24 protein-coding genes and 1 tRNA gene are annotated in these 18,095 nt (G+C 55.8%); 19 read left to right on the forward strand and 6 right to left on the reverse strand.

Translation table 11 applies throughout. The features are described 5' to 3' along the window. The 5 genes from RAE19_RS05150 to RAE19_RS05170 all read left to right on the forward strand — a co-directional run bounded on the left by RAE19_RS05150 (position 1) and on the right by RAE19_RS05170 (position 2,690). Positions 1–459 carry a GNAT family N-acetyltransferase gene (locus tag RAE19_RS05150; RefSeq protein ID WP_313873906.1) on the forward strand — a complete coding sequence of 153 codons (459 nt, stop codon included), beginning with the start codon at positions 1–3 and terminating at the stop codon, positions 457–459. A 56-nt stretch (positions 460–515) separates the two neighbouring features. Further along, positions 516–1,190 carry an urease accessory protein UreE gene (gene ureE / locus RAE19_RS05155; RefSeq protein WP_313873907.1) on the forward strand — a complete coding sequence of 225 codons (675 nt, stop codon included), beginning with the start codon at positions 516–518 and terminating at the stop codon, positions 1,188–1,190. Positions 1,191–1,202: 12 nt separating this feature from the next. Next, positions 1,203–1,880 (forward strand): urease accessory protein UreF, encoded by a 678-nt coding sequence (locus RAE19_RS05160; RefSeq protein WP_313873908.1) that lies wholly within the window; start codon positions 1,203–1,205, stop codon positions 1,878–1,880. A gap of 47 nt (positions 1,881–1,927) precedes the next feature. Further along, complete coding sequence (gene ureG / locus RAE19_RS05165) at positions 1,928–2,587, forward strand: urease accessory protein UreG (protein WP_313873909.1); 660 nt, start codon at positions 1,928–1,930, stop codon at positions 2,585–2,587. Between the two features lie 13 nt (positions 2,588–2,600). Continuing rightward, positions 2,601–2,690, forward strand: a tRNA-Ser gene (locus RAE19_RS05170). Here RAE19_RS05170 and RAE19_RS05175 read toward each other — a convergent pair. Further along, positions 2,676–2,939, reverse strand: a complete 264-nt coding sequence (locus RAE19_RS05175; protein WP_313873910.1) for a hypothetical protein — start codon at positions 2,937–2,939, stop codon at positions 2,676–2,678. The two genes, RAE19_RS05170 and RAE19_RS05175, sit on opposite strands and share 15 nt — an antisense overlap. Before the next feature lie 573 nt (positions 2,940–3,512). Between RAE19_RS05175 and RAE19_RS05180 the strand changes: the two genes are divergently transcribed. The 12 genes from RAE19_RS05180 (at position 3,513) to RAE19_RS05235 (ending at position 11,901) form a co-directional block, all read left to right on the forward strand. Continuing rightward, positions 3,513–4,790 (forward strand): replication initiation factor domain-containing protein, encoded by a 1,278-nt coding sequence (locus tag RAE19_RS05180; RefSeq protein WP_313873911.1) that lies wholly within the window; start codon positions 3,513–3,515, stop codon positions 4,788–4,790. Between the two features lie 26 nt (positions 4,791–4,816). Continuing rightward, complete coding sequence (locus RAE19_RS05185) at positions 4,817–5,152, forward strand: hypothetical protein (RefSeq protein ID WP_313873912.1); 336 nt, start codon at positions 4,817–4,819, stop codon at positions 5,150–5,152. Positions 5,153–5,154: 2 nt separating this feature from the next. Beyond that, positions 5,155–5,376: a hypothetical protein gene (locus RAE19_RS05190; protein WP_313873913.1), complete on the forward strand. Its 222-nt coding sequence runs from the start codon at positions 5,155–5,157 to the stop codon at positions 5,374–5,376. A 237-nt stretch (positions 5,377–5,613) separates the two neighbouring features. Beyond that, the gene (locus tag RAE19_RS05195) at positions 5,614–5,748 is read left to right on the forward strand and encodes a hypothetical protein (RefSeq protein ID WP_313873914.1); all 135 of its coding nucleotides are present in this window, start codon (positions 5,614–5,616) and stop codon (positions 5,746–5,748) included. 84 nt (positions 5,749–5,832) lie between these two features. Then, positions 5,833–6,057, forward strand: a complete 225-nt coding sequence (locus RAE19_RS05200) for a hypothetical protein (protein ID WP_313873915.1) — start codon at positions 5,833–5,835, stop codon at positions 6,055–6,057. A 104-nt stretch (positions 6,058–6,161) separates the two neighbouring features. Then, positions 6,162–7,487 carry a hypothetical protein gene (locus RAE19_RS05205; protein ID WP_313873916.1) on the forward strand — a complete coding sequence of 442 codons (1,326 nt, stop codon included), beginning with the start codon at positions 6,162–6,164 and terminating at the stop codon, positions 7,485–7,487. A 3-nt stretch (positions 7,488–7,490) separates the two neighbouring features. Then, positions 7,491–7,826, forward strand: coding sequence for a hypothetical protein (locus RAE19_RS05210; protein ID WP_313873917.1), 336 nt, complete (start codon positions 7,491–7,493; stop codon positions 7,824–7,826). Then, a complete protein-coding gene (locus tag RAE19_RS05215) occupies positions 7,827–9,047 on the forward strand; it encodes a zonular occludens toxin domain-containing protein (protein WP_313873918.1) in 1,221 nt (406 codons plus the stop codon). Between the two features lie 70 nt (positions 9,048–9,117). Beyond that, positions 9,118–9,414 carry a hypothetical protein gene (locus RAE19_RS05220; RefSeq protein ID WP_313873919.1) on the forward strand — a complete coding sequence of 99 codons (297 nt, stop codon included), beginning with the start codon at positions 9,118–9,120 and terminating at the stop codon, positions 9,412–9,414. 134 nt (positions 9,415–9,548) lie between these two features. After that, positions 9,549–10,172, forward strand: coding sequence for a hypothetical protein (locus RAE19_RS05225; protein ID WP_313873920.1), 624 nt, complete (start codon positions 9,549–9,551; stop codon positions 10,170–10,172). 367 nt (positions 10,173–10,539) lie between these two features. Further along, positions 10,540–11,046, forward strand: coding sequence for a hypothetical protein (locus RAE19_RS05230; RefSeq protein WP_313873921.1), 507 nt, complete (start codon positions 10,540–10,542; stop codon positions 11,044–11,046). A 279-nt stretch (positions 11,047–11,325) separates the two neighbouring features. Then, a complete protein-coding gene (locus tag RAE19_RS05235; RefSeq protein ID WP_313873922.1) occupies positions 11,326–11,901 on the forward strand; it encodes a hypothetical protein in 576 nt (191 codons plus the stop codon). Between the two features lie 131 nt (positions 11,902–12,032). Here the strand turns inward: RAE19_RS05235 and RAE19_RS05240 are convergent, their stop codons facing one another. After that, on the reverse strand, positions 12,033–12,401 hold the full coding sequence (locus RAE19_RS05240; RefSeq protein ID WP_313873923.1) for a hypothetical protein: 369 nt from the start codon (positions 12,399–12,401) through the stop codon (positions 12,033–12,035). 454 nt (positions 12,402–12,855) lie between these two features. On the opposite strand from RAE19_RS05240, the gene RAE19_RS05245 reads away from it, so the two are divergent. Then, on the forward strand, positions 12,856–13,431 hold the full coding sequence (locus RAE19_RS05245) for a recombinase family protein (protein WP_313873924.1): 576 nt from the start codon (positions 12,856–12,858) through the stop codon (positions 13,429–13,431). 88 nt (positions 13,432–13,519) lie between these two features. Beyond that, a complete protein-coding gene (locus tag RAE19_RS05250; RefSeq protein WP_313873925.1) occupies positions 13,520–14,758 on the forward strand; it encodes an MFS transporter in 1,239 nt (412 codons plus the stop codon). A 15-nt stretch (positions 14,759–14,773) separates the two neighbouring features. Here RAE19_RS05250 and RAE19_RS05255 read toward each other — a convergent pair whose 3' ends face one another. From RAE19_RS05255 to rph, 4 genes are read right to left on the reverse strand one after another with little or no spacing between them, the layout of a single operon-like run. Beyond that, the gene (locus tag RAE19_RS05255) at positions 14,774–15,460 is read right to left on the reverse strand and encodes a CBS domain-containing protein (RefSeq protein WP_313873926.1); all 687 of its coding nucleotides are present in this window, start codon (positions 15,458–15,460) and stop codon (positions 14,774–14,776) included. A 42-nt stretch (positions 15,461–15,502) separates the two neighbouring features. Next, positions 15,503–16,738: a radical SAM family heme chaperone HemW gene (gene hemW / locus RAE19_RS05260; RefSeq protein ID WP_313873927.1), complete on the reverse strand. Its 1,236-nt coding sequence runs from the start codon at positions 16,736–16,738 to the stop codon at positions 15,503–15,505. A gap of 5 nt (positions 16,739–16,743) precedes the next feature. Next, entirely contained in the window at positions 16,744–17,349 is a 606-nt protein-coding gene (gene rdgB, locus RAE19_RS05265; protein WP_313873928.1) for an RdgB/HAM1 family non-canonical purine NTP pyrophosphatase, read from the reverse strand. A 44-nt stretch (positions 17,350–17,393) separates the two neighbouring features. Further along, positions 17,394–18,071 (reverse strand): ribonuclease PH, encoded by a 678-nt coding sequence (gene rph, locus RAE19_RS05270; RefSeq protein ID WP_430962565.1) that lies wholly within the window; start codon positions 18,069–18,071, stop codon positions 17,394–17,396. Positions 18,072–18,095: the final 24 nt, after the last annotated feature.

Consider the following 18,095-nt stretch of genomic DNA (forward strand, 5'->3'; position numbering starts at 1 on the left):
ATGCAGATCATGGCGGGTGGCCTAGAGCACCCTCAGGTGCAAGCACTACTGGAGGCCCACCTGCGCTCCAGCCAGTCGCACTCGCCCCCCGGCAGCGTGCACGCACTGAATTTGGACGCCCTGCGGCACCCCTCCATCCGCTTCTGGGCTGCATGGAATGGCGAGGATTTGATGGGCTGTGGTGCCCTCAAGACCTTGACACCCACGCTCGGCGAACTGAAGTCCATGCGCACCGCGGACGTCCACCTGCGTAAGGGCGTTGCGCGGGCCATGCTGCAGCACATTGAAGCCCATGCCCGAGCTTGCGGCATGCACCACATCAGCCTCGAGACCGGCTCACACGCCCCGTTTGCAGCGGCCAGAGAGCTCTATGCCAGCGAGGGTTTTGTCGAATGCGGCCCCTTTGCCGACTACGCGCTGGACCCTTACAGCTTTTTCATGACCAAGCAACTGACATGAGTGGGCCCTCTGCAGCTGGGCCACAATGCCTGCAACCCTTGTTCACCCGAATATTTATGCTCCAAGTCTCCAAATGCATCCCGCAAGGCCAAGGCCTGGCACCGGTTCTCGTCAAGCGCGCCGCCACCGTCGAGCTGGACTGGGACGTGCGCCAGAAAAGCCGTTTTGATGCGACCGACAGCCAAGGCCGCCAGATCGGCGTATTTCTGCCCCGTGGCACCGTGGTGCGCGGTGGCGATGTGCTGGTGGCTGAAGACGGCTCGCTCATCGTCGCCAAAGCTGCGCCGCAAGCGGTGCTGAAAATCACCCATTGCCGCAATCACGGCACACCTTTCGACCTGATCCGCGCCGCCTACCACCTGGGCAACCGCCATGTGCCCATCGAGTTGCAGCCCGACCACCTGAAGATTGAGCCCGACCACGTGTTGGCCGACATGCTGCGCGCCATGCACCTGATCGTGAATGCGGTGGACGAGGCTTTCGAGCCCGAAAACGGCGCTTACGCCACCGGTGGACACCACGGCGGCCATCACCATGGACACGATCACGATCATGGACATGGCCATGACCACGGGCATTCCCACTCCGGCCACAACCATGACCATGCGCCCAAGCCGGCGGCTACCTTGCGCGGCATCCCGGTGGCAGTACAAGCCAAACCCCATGTGCATGGCCCGGACTGCAAGCACGGTCACGACCATAGCCATGATCACCACCACGGCGACCAATAGACAAGCAACACCATGCTCGACAGCAGCCTGATGCAGCTCATGTGGCTGGCCTCCCCGGCCTTGCCGATTGGCGGATTTTCATACTCCGAATGCCTGGAAGCCGCCGTAGATACTGCGCGAGCCGCTACAGAAAGTGAAGCATCCGTCTGGCTGGTCGATCAACTGCACATGACGCTGGCCCGCTCGGAGCTGCCTGCGGTGGCCCAGGCCATTGCCGCCTGGCGCGCAGACGACCAGCCCCGCATTGCCGAGCTCAATGCCTGGGTGCTGCAAACCCGCGAAAGCGCCGAGTTGCGCGCGCAAACCGAACAAATGGGCAAAAGCCTGCTGGAATGGTTGAAGAACCACACCACGGCCACGCCCGCACAAATCGCCCTGCTCGCTGCGCAGGAGCCCACCTATCCCATCGCATTCGCGCTGGCCGCAAGCGCCACACAAGCGCCTGTGCGCGAATGCCTGCTGGCCTTCTCCTTCGGCTGGGCCGAGAACATGATGCAAGCCGCCATCAAGGCCGTGCCGCTGGGCCAGAGTGCGGGGCAACGCATCCTGTCCGCGCTGACCGCCGAGATTCCTTCCGCTGTCGATTACGCCCTGAGCGTGAGCGACGACACCCGCCAAGCCTTCAGCCCCATGCTGGCCATACTGAGTAGCCAGCATGAAGTGCAGTATTCAAGGCTTTTCCGCTCCTAGCGCTCGTTGATATTGCGCGCGCAGCTCACTTTTTGATAGTAAACACCATGTCCGCACTTCACCACATTGCCAATCGCACCAAGACCCTGCCCCCTTTGCGCGTGGGCATAGGCGGCCCTGTTGGCTCCGGCAAAACCACCTTGCTGGAAATGCTGTGCAAGGCCATGCGCGACCAGTACGACCTGGTCGCCATCACCAACGACATTTACACCAAGGAAGACCAGCGCCTGCTCACCGTGAGCGGCGCGCTGCCCGCCGAGCGCATCATGGGCGTAGAAACCGGCGGCTGCCCGCACACCGCCATCCGCGAAGACTGCTCCATCAACCTGGAAGCCATCGACCGCATGCTGATGGACTTTCCCGATGCTGACATCGTGTTTGTGGAAAGCGGCGGCGACAACCTGGCCGCCACCTTCAGCCCCGAGCTGAGTGACCTGACCATCTACGTGATCGATGTGGCTGCCGGCGAAAAAATCCCTCGCAAAGGCGGCCCCGGCATCACCAAAAGCGACCTGTTCGTCATCAACAAAACCGACCTGGCCCCCCACGTGGGCGCCAACCTCGACGTCATGCGCGCCGACACCGAGCGCATGCGCAACACCCCCAAGGGCATGAAGCCGTTTGCCATGACCAACCTCAAGGACCAAAGCGGCCTGCAAGAGGTGATTGCGTTCATCGAAACCAAAGGCATGTTGAAGCCGCGCTAGAATACGCAGCTCTGGAAGCTTGGCCGAGCGGTTTAAGGCACCGGTCTTGAAAACCGGCGAGGGTTTATCCCCTCCGTGAGTTCGAATCTCACAGCTTCCGCCATTCTGGCTTTGCAGCGCAAAGCCTGTCTATCAACAGCGCTTCGCGCTCGTTCTCCATCATCGCCGCAATCATCCATTGCGTCGGGTCCTCTCCTAATTCAATAGCAAAGTTTCCAGCAATGGCGGGGCTTAGTTTGCCTTTCGTCCTTGCGTTCGTGATCGTGCTTGGCACGATATTGAACAGTCGCGCCCATTCAGATGCGCTCTTGATGGCAAGCGCTTTATTCAGTAATTCGATGGTTTTGGGCATGTCTGGCTCCTTCGGTTCGGGAAATTTTCGCACCAAACGTGAAAAAAAGCTTGCACCAAACGTGAACTGGCCTCTACATTTCATTTCACTAAACGTGAAAAGAAATTTAAGCGGCCATGCAAAAACACCTCAACGATTTACGGAACCCTGTGCAGTCATCCCCTGCGCAGGTTGGCTTGGCCGCTTCCCCTGCGCAATCTGAACAGGGTTCCACCACTTCCGGTCTGTTTACCTTATCAACAGCCACAAAGCGATTCCAAGGACCGTCGCAGCAAAAACGTATCGGCTCATTCCCCTTTTCGAGTTTGTCTGCCGTTTCTTTTTCACGGTCTTTGCTGGTGGAGCTAACCAAGCCGGCTCTGTCGGTAGCCATGGCCGGCGGCCGCGCGCTTCTTCTTCCGTCATCTGCACTTACCTCCCCTTTCTGCCTTTGCATTATCGGCACCCCTTTGGCTGCTTCATGCCAAGCTAAAGCGCTGGAAGGGGCCCCGCTTGCGGGGAAGGCATCCGGCGCGATAGCGCAAGAGCTGCCCCCCGTTGGTAACACGGGGGGATCATTCCGGAGCGTGCCAAATGTCTAAGACAAACCCCATAGTTGTCGAAGGCGATCAGATCAAGCTCCGCCTTCAGGCCGAACGCACAGCCCACAACACCCCTATCCATGTCGATTGGGTCCGCTTCACCTGCTTACTGCGCAGTGTTACCCCTGACTTCTTGACCCGTCGCGGTCCAGTCCTTCCCACTCGGGATATGTTGGCTAAACGCTCCGTGGCGTCGGTCGGTCGAATGGTCGTTCATAAGCCCCGTTACAACGACGAGCTGAGCGAGTCCGAGCAAGATCGCGTTCACCGGCTTATTCGCTGCACTCTTGAAGCCTACGAAGCCGAACACCAAACCCCCGCTTTTCAGTGGGCATCCGGTCAAGCTCTCGAACTCGCAAAAGAGATCGTGGAAGCCTTGGGTGAAGAGTTTGAAGTCTCTCCAGAGATCAAGGGCGGTAAAGACTTCTACAAGTACTCATTCATCATCGAACGCAAGGGCCACCCCTGCGGCTGGGTGGGGTTCATGGCTGGTTCAAACAGCCACAGCGCACAAGCGCAAAACCAGACCATTCACGCCAACATTGAAGGCCACGCTTGTACGTTTGCCTCTGCCGGTTGGACTGACCGCATAGCTGACCTGATCGACAAGCACGAAGCAAAGATTACCCGTGCTGACTTGGCCCTAGATCTCTTCGATGGTGGCCTTGATATGGACGGTCTCAAAGACTTGTATCTCTCTGGTGGCTTCGACGTTCGCGGACGTAGGCCGCAAACAGACGTCAAGGGCGATTGGGTCAATGGTCGTGAACGCTCCTTCTACGTTGGCTCTCGTAAGAACGGGAAAGAAACCAACATCTACGAAAAAGGCGACCAACTTTTCGGGCGTGAAGCAAACAGCCCATGGGTCCGCATTGAGCTGCGTTACGGCGATCAAAACCGCGTCTTGCCTTCCGACATTTTCCGCCGCCCTGCCGACTTCTTTGCAGGCGCTTCCGACTGGCATCAGCTCCAGCTCGTGAAGCACGAAGCCCCCGCAATCCCTCAAAAGATTTCAGTTCACAAAGCTTTGCCCTTGCAGACGGTCAAGGCTGAGATTTCCAGAAACCTCCGCTGGGCCTTCACGTCTGCTGCTCCCACGATTGCCGCCGCTTTCAAGTACCTGAGTGAGTCCGAATTCTTGGAGCTGTGCGACTGGCGCAAACACAAATTGCCAGGGCGACTCCGCAAGTTTTCAGAGTCCGATTTGCTCGGCGCATTTTCAGTAACCAACAGCGGCGGGGGTGCTGGCCACACCTTATTAGCCGCTTAACAAAACCGGCCACGAAAGACAAAACCATGCGTATGAAAGCACAGCAAACCCTCTTCGGTATCAAGGCAAGTGAAGGCCAAGTTGAAGACAACAAATTCAGCTCTACAACCTTCTACCTGCCAGCCGACTTAGCAGCAAACGCCAGTTCAAAAACACTCGGCATCGTCACAGTCCCCTACAAGTTTGGAGACGCCTCCGAGTTCTCCAAGTGGGCGCACCTTGAGAAATCATGGCCTGCTGCCGGTGTTCCTGTTGACGTCGAATTCGACATCGTTGCCGGTAAGGATGCCCAAGGCCGTGACGCCGCCAAGGTCGTGTTGGTAGGTATCCAAATTCGCCGCGCTGCGGGCGCTCAGGCCTAAACATGCCCCGATACATCGTCCAGTCGAAAAGCACGGGCCGCCTTCTCGTTCCTTCGTCGGACGATGGTCAACCCGAATGGACCCTCGACCTCAAAAAAGCAGGCGTTGGCGTTGTCCCTGAAATCGATCGTGCTGTGCAGCTCGTCGAAGACTGGTGCGATGTTGACGACCTCCCCCAAATCATCGATCTCGACCGATTGGGAACGCAGGACGACTACCAGTGAAAGCACTCCGCAACATCCCCGCCGCTTGGGTCTACATCGCCCAGGCATTCACCACCAGCGCCGAACTCTTCCGCATGGGATGGCAAGACGCAAAACGAACCTTAAAGGCCCCCTGATGGAGTACCAATGCACAAACCCCGAATGTGGATGGACTGGCGACAACCCAGACGAATCCAACGACGGCGAAGGCAGCCCCGTTTGCCCTGAATGTGACCACCCTTGTGAGTACGAGGACTGATGGACTACGCATCGTTAGGCGTCACCCCTGAAGCTGTCGGTTACGCATGGGCTTTCGGCTTCGGCTCCGTCGTCCTCTGCTACCTGTTCGGCTACTCCATCGGGGTTATCAAAACCGCCATTAACAAGATTTGAAACCGCAACGTTAAGCACTGCGCGCAGTGTTTAGCGGTGTCGATTTCCGGCATCAATCAACCAACTTTTCTAAGGAAAACTGAAATGAACTTCAAGCAAAAAATGGCTCGTCTGTCTGCAATCGCTTTGGCTACTGGTGCAGGTGTTTCCGCACACGCTGCCGGTACTGATCCTGTGTCCACCCTCTTGGGCGGAATCGACCTGACTGCCGTTGCAGCTGCCGTGCTCGTCATCGGCGCTCTGGTCGTTGGCATCACCATGTCCTTCAAGGGCGTGGACGTGTCCAAGCGCGCTATCAAGAAGGTCTAAGCACCTATGTCAGACGCTGCCGCCGTTTCCCTGTTATGGGGCTTAATCGTCGCCGTTGGCGCCCTCGGCGGCATTGCGTTTGTCATCGGCATGAGGTCAACACCATGAGAAAAAATCTTTTTCGCTTGGCGTTGGCCTTGTGTCTGTCTTTGCCGGTAGTTGTCCAGGCTAACCCCGTCTTTCCCGCCACCACATCAGGCAACACCACCAGTTACGGCGAAGGCACCTATTCAAACGCTACCTATGCCGCCGCTGCTGTTGCCACCACTGCGGCCGGTGCCATCGCAGTTGAATACCGCACCCAAATCGCTACCGCTGCCGGTGCCGTTTTCCCGATCGTTACTCGCGCATTGCCTTCTACTGCTGCGATTGCCGGTGCCGCGCGGTACTGCCTTGCAAACGTCGCCTGTTACGGCACTGCCGCTGCTGCTGCCGCTATCGGCGTCATTGCTTCCCATTACGGCTACGACTACGAAAACACGCCCACCGGCCCTGTAATCACTCGAAATGACCCCAACTCGTGCACCTCGTACCCGTGCACGCAGTTCGCATATGCCCCTGATAGCCGCTTGCCAACTCCCTCATGGTTCACCACCACCGAAAAGGCTTGCAAAGCCTTTGTTTCCGCTTGGAATGCCTACGGGGGCCTAGCTCGCCGTGAGTTTTACTACGTCGAAGGTCTTACTTGCATGATGCGCCAAGATAACGGCGGCTGGTGGGGTGTTGCAGGTAACGACCTCCAGCGCAGAACCATTGAATCCGGAACACCTAGCAAGCTACCCGCAACCCCTGCGGAGCTTGCATCCGACATTGAAGCCAGCGCTAAGCCCGACACCGCGCAGTCAACTGACGCCAAGAAAACCGTTCTCACAGAGTCCGCTAAATCAGGGTACGAAGTACCCTTGAGTCGCCCTACCTCTATCGACGTTCCGAAGCCTGTAGTTACTCAAAACCCAACACACACCGATTTAGGTGGCGGCAAGACAAAGACCACTACAAAACGCACGTCTGTCACCTGTACGCCTCCTGATTGCGTAGCAATCGAAACCACCATCGAACAGGTCAAGGATCTTGGTGTTGGAACCACCACAACCACCACCACCGAAACCCCCGCTGATGTTGTCCAGGACGTGCCGCTCTCAGATGTCCCCAAGCTTTACAAACGTAAGTATGAAAGCGGGATAGTCGGCGTTTGGACTGAAAAGAAGGCACAGCTCTCAAGCTCCGGTCTCGGCTCCCTCCTTCAGGCCATGATGCCCAATATTGGCAGTTCAGGCGGTTGCCCTGTCTTCTCCATCCCCGCCAAAATCGGCCCCCTTTCGTTCGGGTCCGGCTTCTCTGGTCCCCCTTGCTACATCTGGGAATTTTGCAAAGTTGTCGTTCTGCTCGGCGCTGCTTTCCTCGCCCGAGCTCTTGTCTTTGGAGGTTAAAAAATGGCAGGTCTAATCGCCGCGATTTATGGCAAAGTCGCCGCCCTCATTGCATGGTTTGGAAACCTCTTTGTCGCCGTGTTTGTGGCCCTCTGGGACATATCCCGCGACCTCTTTGCATGGGTGTTTGAACAGGTGCTAACCGTTGCCGTTTCTGGTGTTAGTGCCGTCGATGTTTCGGGCCTCACAAACAACCTGCAAGGGGCCTTCGTCATCCCTCAAAAAATCCTTGAGGTCGCCTCTGCCATTGGCCTCGGTCAAGCCCTCGCAATCATTGCAACAGCCATAACAATCCGCCTTGGTTTGCAGTTGATTCCGTTCACCCGTCTGGGGTCCTAAATGCTGAATGGACTCCAAGGCATACCGGGCTCTGGCAAGAGCTACGAAGCCACCGTTTATCACGTCCTGGCAGCGCTTAAGCGTGGGCGCAAGGTCATTACAAACCTACCTCTAAACATAGAGCAGTTCTCTGCCATCGACCCTGCTTATGCCGACCTGATAGAAGTTCGTCGCCGCCCTGCAAAGGTCTTGGGCACATGGGACGCAAACAGGGTGGACGACAAGGGCAACGGCCTAGCGTTTGAGGTAATAGAGGGCTACGAAGACAAGCGCCATTCCATAGAGGCCGTAGAGACCACGCACGGCTTCAGAGGTAACCTCTCTGCCCCTGTCGCGGTCTTTGGCAACGTCTGGGACTACTACACCGAATGGAAGCACCCAGAGACCGGCCAAGGCCCCTTATTTGTTGTCGATGAATGCCACGTTCCTATGCCTCGCACGGGTACAAGCGTTTGGGTTATCGAGTGGTACAAGCTGCACCGACATTTCAACGTTGACGTGTTGTTGATGACCCAGAATTTCAGGCACATGAATGGAGACATTGCCGACCTGTTGGCCATGCTCATCAAGGTTCGTAAGGCCGACATTCTGGGCAAGAAAAACGAATACATCAGGCGGGTGCATGGCGGCTTTCGCGGTGCTGTCATCAGCGAAGAGGTCCGACCCTACAAGCCCGAATTTTTCCAGCTCTACAAGAGCCACACGCAAGGCAACAGCGTTAGCGAAAGCAGCGCCGACGATGTGACCCCCGCTATCGTCAAATTCAAGCGTTACACCCGCATTCTTTGGGTGTGCATCCTGCTCGGGGCTGTTTTCGTCGGATATCGCATCTTTGCCCCCAAGTCCAAAACAGTCACAACCGTTACGGTGGAAAAAATTGATACTCCAACTGCTGCCGCTGCTCCAGCTGGTGCCGCTTCTGGTTTGCCGGTTGTTGTCCAGGGCGAAACCTCCACAATCCCCGAACCCTACGAAAACCAGTCAATCCACATGACAGGCCGAATCAAGATGGGCGACAAGGAAACCTACACATTCACCCTCGCCCAAAATGGTCTAGTCGTGAATCACATCACAGATACAGAGCTGCGCAAGGCTGGCTATAAATTCACCGGCACAAGCGATTGCACGGGCTTCATAGAGTGGGACAAGAAGGCTCGCGCCGTCTCCTGCAACTTCCCGTCCCAACAAATGGCTGCTGAAGGTATCCAGAAAAAAGGCTGAGATCTGAGTGCATACAACGTCCTGAATACCAACTCACGGCCGATACAATTCAGAAAAATTGGGAGCGGCCATGCACAAAACGGTTTTAGCCTTTGCATTTCTGTCGATTTTTCAGACAGCATCGGCATCAGACATATTCACTCAAAAGCCCACCATATCTGCCGGTGGCGTTAGCACCGTGCCTCAGACCCAGAGACAAGCGGCGGCGGCTGGTCAAGAAAACTGCGCTGCCTTGGTCCAAGAACGCCGAGCTATCGAACACATAGACCAAAAGCAAATTTGGGTGCCGATTGAGCAGCAGAATGCCAACTATCACCGCATGCGAGCTATCAAGACCGAGATGGGTGCTCGTGGCTGTGGCTACTGATCCGACCTCACGTCCAGCCATCGCGTTCATTTCCAATTACGCTTTTCGCGAGTTTGTTTGCATTCGTCTGAATATCCATCAGATTCTGCATCGCAAATTACTTACATCCCTCAATCACTACCCTGGAAACACTCATGCAGCAGGCAACAATTGATATTTCAAAAGCCGATAGCGGCTCACCATCGTTTTCCCGTCTGGTTGTATCTCTATTGAATTTGGTTGCATACCAACGGTGCAACACCTCTATTGGTTATCCAGGGCTACCGAATGTAAAGGTCGAAATGGAACTCGGCGATACGATGCTTTATGAAACGACTCAGGACGGGATACTAGAAGTTCGACTCACTGCGATTTACGGCTCTGCTGCTAAGTTTACAGTTAGCCAAGTTGCACCTGGGTTTGGTCTGGGAGCTGCTATGACGGCAAGTGATCCCAACAACCTTCCTTTCAGTGAGCACGAACGCACCCAGATTGCGGAGAGTATCGAAGCTACTAAGAGGGAGTTGGTAAATTCGGGACATCACACGACAGAACAGCTTTCACTAATTTTTCAAAGACTGGATGAAACTTATAACGCTTCATCCAAATTGGGAAAAAAGGATTGGCAGAATTATGTCAATAACACACTTACTGCTTTGTGCATCTCAGCAGCCTTTTCTACTGAAGTCAGAGAAGCATTTTTTGTGACTGTCAACTCAGCTTTTTCTTGGTTGTTTACAAATACGGCCGTTCTGCTTCAATACTCGACCTCTCCCTAACGCTCTCGGGCAAAGGTGTCTGCATTCGTGCTTTATCTGCTGGAGAAATTAACGTGTCCTTTACAGCGAATTGATAGACGGTCCTCCGTCTATCGCTTCTTGGGGCTAGAAGCGTCGCTAGCTCTTTGAGCACTTCCCAAAAAAGCGGATTTTCACATGTCGACACGGACGCAATCATCAATAGCACTATCCCTTAAAGCAAAATCTTGCGGATCATTACAGTACTTACATATGCGCAAACGCACATAAATATATTAATAAAAATACTTCTTGTGCCTTCTGCAATTATTTAATTGTAATTTATCTCGAATCAGAGAAAATTTTTTCACATACCTCTCGGCACCCTTAAACTTGCTCAAATATCATTATGGACATAATAAAAACCATTACAGACTGGCCCGTAATTGTTCAGGGCGCGCTTGGCTCAGCTTTGTTTTGGGTCATTCTAGAGACGGGTCAGCGTCTACTGAAGCAAGCAACATCTAGATTTTCAAGTGACCAAATGGCTGCAAATTATTTTGCATTGGCAGCGCATGAGGCTGAAGGAAAATTTGGAGAAAAAGCACGTTTCATGTGTCTGTATGCTGCTCTTCACTACTGCTCGAAAGCCGCAATCGTAATTGTTCTTTCTCTCGTATTGGGGCAGGTATTTGGGATATTCGCGACTGTCGGTTATCTCTTGGCTGTATTTTTCCTTTTTCGAGCTTTAGCGTTTGTTCCCCACACAGCTAGCTGGGGCACAACTGTGCAAAGAGAAAGCAAGTTCAAAGACGTTGTGACAGCCATACGATCAGACAAGAGCACTCCTCCGCGAGATACTAACAAGGTATCTGAGTCAAATCCGCCTGTGCCATCAATTAAGCGGGAAACCTAATTTTGCTCGCTAAATTAAATGAAATAATTGCAATGCAATGTTGTATTTTGAATTTCAGTTTTTTTAATTTCGGGTTTCACGCAGATTAAAATTACTCCAGCTCTACCCTCAATAACTATTTTTATCTTTTTTAATTTGCCTCGGCATTCGCAAATTTGCTTTAGATCCGAGCAATCAGACAGATAGATCCGTTATCTTTTAATGGTGATTTAATTTTAAAATACTTAACACCAACCTACACAGGGAGCATCTGCACCTTATTTATATTATTAATTTTCCATGGAAAATAAGTATATAAAATCGTTAAAATTGGCAGTTAATAACTCTCGGGATTTGGAGCTTTTGCAATCTGACAGAGATCCAGATTTCACCTTAGCTACAATTTCCAAAGAAGTCATATTGGCTATCCTCAATGACTTCGTGCCACACCTCTACAGGCTAGGTCTATCCAGTTCAAGCTTGCTGAACGGAAACTGCATACAAGTCCATGATCAATTGCAGAGCTTTCTCTTACTTCGCGGAATCAGCTCTTATATGACCATTGGAAGTATGCATGGAGGCGATTGGTCCTACTGCCAAACTTCGATAGAAAAGCTCAAAAATGATTTGGTGAGGGCTAGTAGAGATGAAGCGATAAGAGTCCACACGTGGCTGACGCTTGGCGATGCATCAATCATCGACTGGACAGGCGGGGCTTGGCATGACGTTCAGTCTCAGTTGGATCAGCCAGCTGAAAAGTGCCTGACTTATTTCCCCCAAGGGGCACAAGACGCGGACTACTACCACCTTCCGTATCTTTTAGGTCGTGATTTTTTGATCAAAACAAATTGTATATGTCATGTGAGGCGGACTTAGATGCCTTCCATCCGAATGTCATTTCACACATCACAATAGTTTGGAAGTGGGAATCTGTCCATTTAACTTGGATTCATGTGCTTTACAAATTGAGCCCTCCGCATCCACCGTTATGGTCACAGATTCATTTTTTAAAAGTCTCTGAAATATGCATCGTCTTGAACGATGCTTTCCCAGCTCCTCCCACTATCAACAAGCCCTTGAAAAAATGGGGTGAGTTTGTATCCTTCCCAAACATATCCCCTGATCGACAAACGGTTGGTCTTTTCAGCCACCGCCCGCCCTAAAAAGTTCACGCTGATTTGGGCGCTCTTCCATGCCTGGACAAGTTGGCGCGCTTTCCGCGCTAAGTCCTTTGCCCACTGCGGTGTAGTCGGAGCAAAGTTAAAAACACACTCCATCAAACGCATGATGCGCGGGGAATTCTTGAAGCCGTTATGAAACAACTCGCGTTGAAAACGCAGTGCTTCTGGGTGCTTCAAGTAGTTCTTTGCAATCATGGTCTTGGCCTTTCAAGTTACCGGATTCCCTAGATTCCGAGCTGGTCCCCTTTAGGTTTCCAAGCTGCCATCGTTTGGGCTTGTCCGTTACCGTCTTTCCCTGAGTTCGTCGCTGTAACGAAATGGCGCATAGGGTGGGCTTGGATGTGCGGGGAAGCTTTGTAAAGCGAAGCTTTATGAATACCCCGCGCAGCCACGACCAAGCGCAGCGGCCCTATGCAGAGTGGAGTGAAGGCGACTAACTCAGAGAATGCCAGGACAAAGCAAAGACGGTGGCGCGGAATGCGATAGGGATCGTCACCCGAATGGGCCATGACCTTAGGCATGGTTGCGAAGCAATAGAGCCCGGGCCTTTAGGCATCGCCCTGCCTTAAATACTTACGCAAATGATAATCAATACGTTAAAATTTATGCTATTAAAACAATAGCAAAGCGGCCAGAATTCGGGCGATAAATGATTTTTGGATATGCGCGGGTTTCAACCACTGAGCAAGATACAGCCCTACAAATTACCGCCCTGAAGCTTGCTGGGGCAAAAACCATTTATCAGGAAAAAACGTCATCCGTTGGTGCTCGTCCTGAACTTCGGAAAATGCTCGGGTGCCTTACAAAAGACGATTGCGTCATTGTTTACAAGCTCGATCGACTGGCACGAAGCCTAAAGGATTTGCTACAAATTTTGGAACAAGTAGAAACAACCGGTGCGAAGTTTCGAAGCCTTACAGAGCCAATCGACACAGTTACTCCAGCTGGAAAACTCATGCTCAACATCTTGGGGAGCTTTGCTGAATTTGAACGTTCACTCATTCGTGAACGGGCAATGGCAGGGCAAAAAGAAGCAATGAAAGCGGGCAAACATTGCGGACGACCTCGAACCCTTACCGACGAACAAGAAAACGATATAAATCGTTTATACAACCAAGGCTTTTACAGCTTGGCCAACCTCGCTCAGATTTTTAGCTGCTCTCCAAGCGTCATAAAACGCACTGTGTATCGCGTTCAAAAACCTTCGTCCTCTTCTCTCCGTTAAACTTTGGCCTCTGCGGTTGTTGTCCGAAAGCGACAGCTTCCGCCAAACACTTCTTTGGCGCAGTGCTCAGGCGTCACAACGCCGCCACATGACCACCGACGCATCCCTTCCCCCACTCTCGACGCTGTTCAAGCACCAGGCTTTCGTCCGCTATTGGTTTGCCCGGATTGCCGGCATCATGGGCAACCAGATGCTCATGGTGGCGGTGGCTTGGCATATGTATGACCTGACCTCCAGCGCCTGGGACCTCGGGCTCGTGGGGCTGTTTCAGTTTGTGCCAGCACTAGTGATGACGCTGCCCGCCGGGCATGTGGCCGACCGCCTGCACCGTGGCCGTATCTTTGCCGCCTGCATGGCCCTACAGGCTGGCGTGGCGCTCACGCTGCTGAGTGCCACTATGGGGAACTATGCATCCCGCGAACTCATCCTGCTCATCTCCGTCGTGTTGGGCCTAGCCCGCGCCTTCCAGATGCCGGCCCAACAAGCTCTGGTGGCACTGCTGGTGCCCACTAACTTGCTCGGGCGCGCCGTGGCGCTCAGCTCCACCGGCATGGAGATCGCGGTCATCAGTGGGCCGGCGCTGGGTGGGCTGCTCTACGCGCTCGGGCCTACCAATGTGTACATCTGCTGCACCGTGCTGATGCTGCTCGCAACCGGCCTGATTCTGGCCGTGCATTACCGGCACAAACCTTCCAACCTGGCCGCCAGTTGGTCCACCCTGTTTGCCGGCGTGCGCTTTGTGTGGGAACGCAAACTGCTGCTGGGTGCCAGCTCACTAGACTTGTTTGCAGTGTTGCTGGGGGGCGCCACTGCCTTGCTGCCGATTTATGCGCGCGACATCCTGCACACCGGGCCTACGGGCCTGGGCTTTTTGCGGGCGGCTCCTGCGGTAGGCGCGCTCGCCATGTCGCTGGTAATCACCCGCTGGCCCTTGCGCCGGCATGTGGGCAAGCGGCTGCTGAGCGCCGTGGCGGTGTTCGGGCTGGCCACCGTGCTGTTCGGCCTATCCGAATCCTTCTGGTTGTCCCTGTTCGCGCTCACCGTGACCGGTGCGGCGGACTGCATCAGCGTGGTCACCCGCAATACCCTGGTTCAGCTGGAAACACCAGACGAGATGCGCGGGCGCGTGGCCGCAGTCAACTCCATCTTCATCGGCGCCTCCAACCAGTTGGGCGAATTCGAGTCCGGCGCCACGGCTGCCATGTGGGGCCCGGTGGGCTCAGTGGTGGTGGGCGGCATCGGCACCATGCTGGTGGCAGGCTTGTGGTTCAAGCTGTTCCCGGCTTTGGCTCACCGCGATCACATGGAACCCCAAGGCAAGCGGTAAACGGCTACCGAGCGCTCAAGTCCACAAGTCCAGCGGCGGGTCGGCCACCACGGCCCGCAAGATGTCGGAACGGGACACAAAGCCCCGCACCGCGCCCTCCTCATCCACCACCGGCAAACCGGGCAAGCCGGTATCCAGCAGCACGCGCGCAAGCCGGCGGATGTCGGTATCGGCGGCCACGCTGGGCACCGGCGTCCACATCACCTCCTGCACGCTTTGGGCCAGAAAAGCGCGCCATACCAGCGCATGGGCATCGGCCTGGGGCAGATGCTCTGCGCGGGTCAACTCCGCACGGGTGAGCAGCCCCACCAAAACACCCTCTGCAGACACCACGGGGGCCTGCGCGATGCCATGCTGGTTGAGCAGCGCCCAAGCGTCTTCGATGGTGTAGGTGTCCGATACCGTCACCACCTCCAAGCTCATGATGTCGGCCACCCGGGTCAATGGCTGGCGAGTCTGCGCAGGTTTGCGAACCTCGCCATAGGCTGCCAGTGCCGTCCGGTGCGCGATGTCGGTCGCGGGCGCCTCATAGGCAGGAGTGTTCAGCGCATCAGCAAAGCGTCGGGTGTTGTGATCTTGGGCGTCCACGCCCAGCGCTTCGATGCGGCGGGTGCGTGCGGCGCGGCGTATGCCGCTTACTTTGCCCAGTTCTTCGAGCGAGCCCCGGAATATCTGCCCGGCTGTACCGTACACCGAAAACATGGCGTCCCCCTCCATGGCCGGATGGGCCGCGGCGCAGCCTCTTCAGTCCGGATTGGACAGGAAAATTTCCTGCAAGTCACTCAAAAAGTCGAAACCTTTGACCGTGGGGCGCACCCGAGCAAAGTCCCGCTCGATCAGGCCTTTGCGCTCAGCCTCCTCCAGCCCCTTTTGGATGGCGGTAATGGCCAGACCGGTGCGCTCGGTAAAGTCGCGCAGCCCGAAACCATTGCGCAGGCGCAAGGCGTTGAGCATGTATTCAAACGGCAAATCGGCCCGAGCCACTTCTTCGTCTTGCGCCACTGCATGGCCGGCCAGCGCCTGCTCCATGTAGCGGGCCGGGTCCCGAAAGCGCACCTGCCGCACCACCCGGTGGGCAAAGCTGAGCTTGCTGTGCGCGCCGGCACCTATGCCCAGATAGTCGCCAAACTGCCAGTAGTTGACGTTGTGAAAGCAGCGGTGTCCTTGGCGTGCATAGGCAGACACCTCGTACCGGTCCATCCCGGCCGCAGCGGTGGCCTCGGTGATGCGGTCCAACATCGCGTAGGCCGTATCGTCTTCCGGAATCTGCGGCGGGAACTTGGCGAAGTAGGTGTTGGGCTCGATGGTCAGGTGGTAGATCGAGATGTGCGGCGGCTGGAACTGCAGCGCGGTGGCCAGGTCTTGATCGAGCTGCGCCTGCGTCTGCCCCGGCAGGGCGTACATGATGTCAAGGTTGAAGGTGTCGAACGAGGCAGCCGCCTCTTCGACTGCCGCCAGCGCCTGCGCACGGTCATGCACCCGGCCCAGGGCTTTCAGGTGGGTATCGTTAAAGCTTTGCACCCCGATGGACAGCCGCGTCACGCCAGCGCCCCGGAAAGCCTTGAAACGGTCTTTCTCAAAGGTGCCAGGGTTGGCCTCCATGGTGATTTCGCAGTCCGCCTCCAGCCGTAGCCGGGCACGGATGTCGCCCAACAGCCGGTCAATAGACTCGGGCGAAAACAGGCTGGGCGTGCCGCCGCCGATGAAGATGCTGTGGATGTTGCGCCCCCAGATCAGAGGCAGCGCGGCCTCGAGGTCAGCGATTACTGCGTCGATATAGCGCTGCTCTTGCACGCCATCTTTGGCCTGCTCGTGGGAATTGAAGTCGCAATAAGGGCACTTCTTGATGCACCAGGGCAGATGGACATACAAAGACAAAGGCGGCAGCGCACTGAACTGCAAGCTGCCAGGGCGCATGTAGTGCTGGATGTCGCGCTGCACCGCGGCAGCGCCCTCGGCAATGGGCGTGATCGGAATCATGCTGCTCAGGCTCCGAGCCAGTTCGTGCGGATCAATCCAGCCATCGCAGCTGCTGCACGGCCACGGTGGCTGTGGGCGTTTTTGACTTCCACTGGCAGCTGGGCAAAGGTCTGGCCGAACTCGGGGATCCACATCACCGGGTCGAAGCCAAAGCCGTTGCTGCCCACCGGCTCAGGCGCAATCTGCCCGACTACACGGCCCACGGCAATCAGCGGCTCGGGGTCGTCCACACTGCGCACTGCCACCAAGGTGCTCACCAGCGCAGCGCGGCGGTTGGTCACGCCCTTCATTTGCTCCAGCAAGGCGGTGACGTTGTTGTCATCCCCTTTGGCGTAGCCGAACTGGGTGGCGTAGTAGGCCGTATCCACGCCCGGCAATCCGCCAAAGGCGTCCACACACAAACCGGCGTCATCGGCCAGCGCGGGCAAGCCAGTGTGCTGGGCCGCGTTGCGCGCTTTGGCCAGCGCATTTTCAATAAAGGTACGAAACGGCTCGGGCGACTCGGGCACGCCCAGGTCGCCCTGGCGCACCAGCTCACAGCCCAACGGGGCGAACATGGCATTGAGCTCGGCGAGCTTGCCCTGGTTATTGGATGCAAGAACAATCTTCATAAGAAATAGGCCTCTGGCGCCCGCAGAATATGCGCGAGCAGCTATTATTTTGATAGTGCCTGCTGCTGCAACAGCATGAGTTCGCCCACACCTTTTTCAGCCAGCGTCAGCAGTTGGTCCATCTCGGCTCTGGTAAAGGCCACGCCTTCGGCCGTGCCCTGCACTTCTACAAAGTGCCCGGCGCCGGTCATCACCACATTCATGTCGGTGTCGCAGGCCGAATCTTCGGTGTATTCCAGGTCCAACAAGGGCCTACCGTCCACAATGCCGACGCTGATGGCCGCCACGGCCGCAGTGATGGGCGTCTCGGTGATCTTGCCGGCCGCCAGCAAACCATTGACCGCGTCTTGCGCCGCCACAAACGCGCCGGTGATGGCTGCGGTGCGGGTGCCGCCGTCGGCCTGGATCACATCGCAATCGAGCTGGATGGTGCGCTCACCTAGTTTCTTGAGGTCAAACACTGCGCGCAGCGAGCGGCCAATCAGCCGCTGAATCTCTTGGGTGCGGCCGGTTTGCTTGCCGCGGGCGGCCTCGCGGTCGCTGCGGCTGTGGGTGGCGCGGGGCAGCATGCCGTATTCGGCAGTGACCCAACCTTCACCACTGCCCCGCTTGTGCGGTGGCACTTTTTCTTCAACAGACGCAGTGCACAGCACCTTGGTGTTGCCAAACTCAATCAACACCGAGCCCTCAGCGTGCATGGTGTAGTGGCGGGTGATGCGCACCGGGCGCAATGCATCGGCGGCGCG

Source organism: Rhodoferax potami (genome assembly GCF_032193805.1).
GTDB classification, from domain to species: domain Bacteria; phylum Pseudomonadota; class Gammaproteobacteria; order Burkholderiales; family Burkholderiaceae_C; genus Allorhodoferax; species Allorhodoferax potami_A.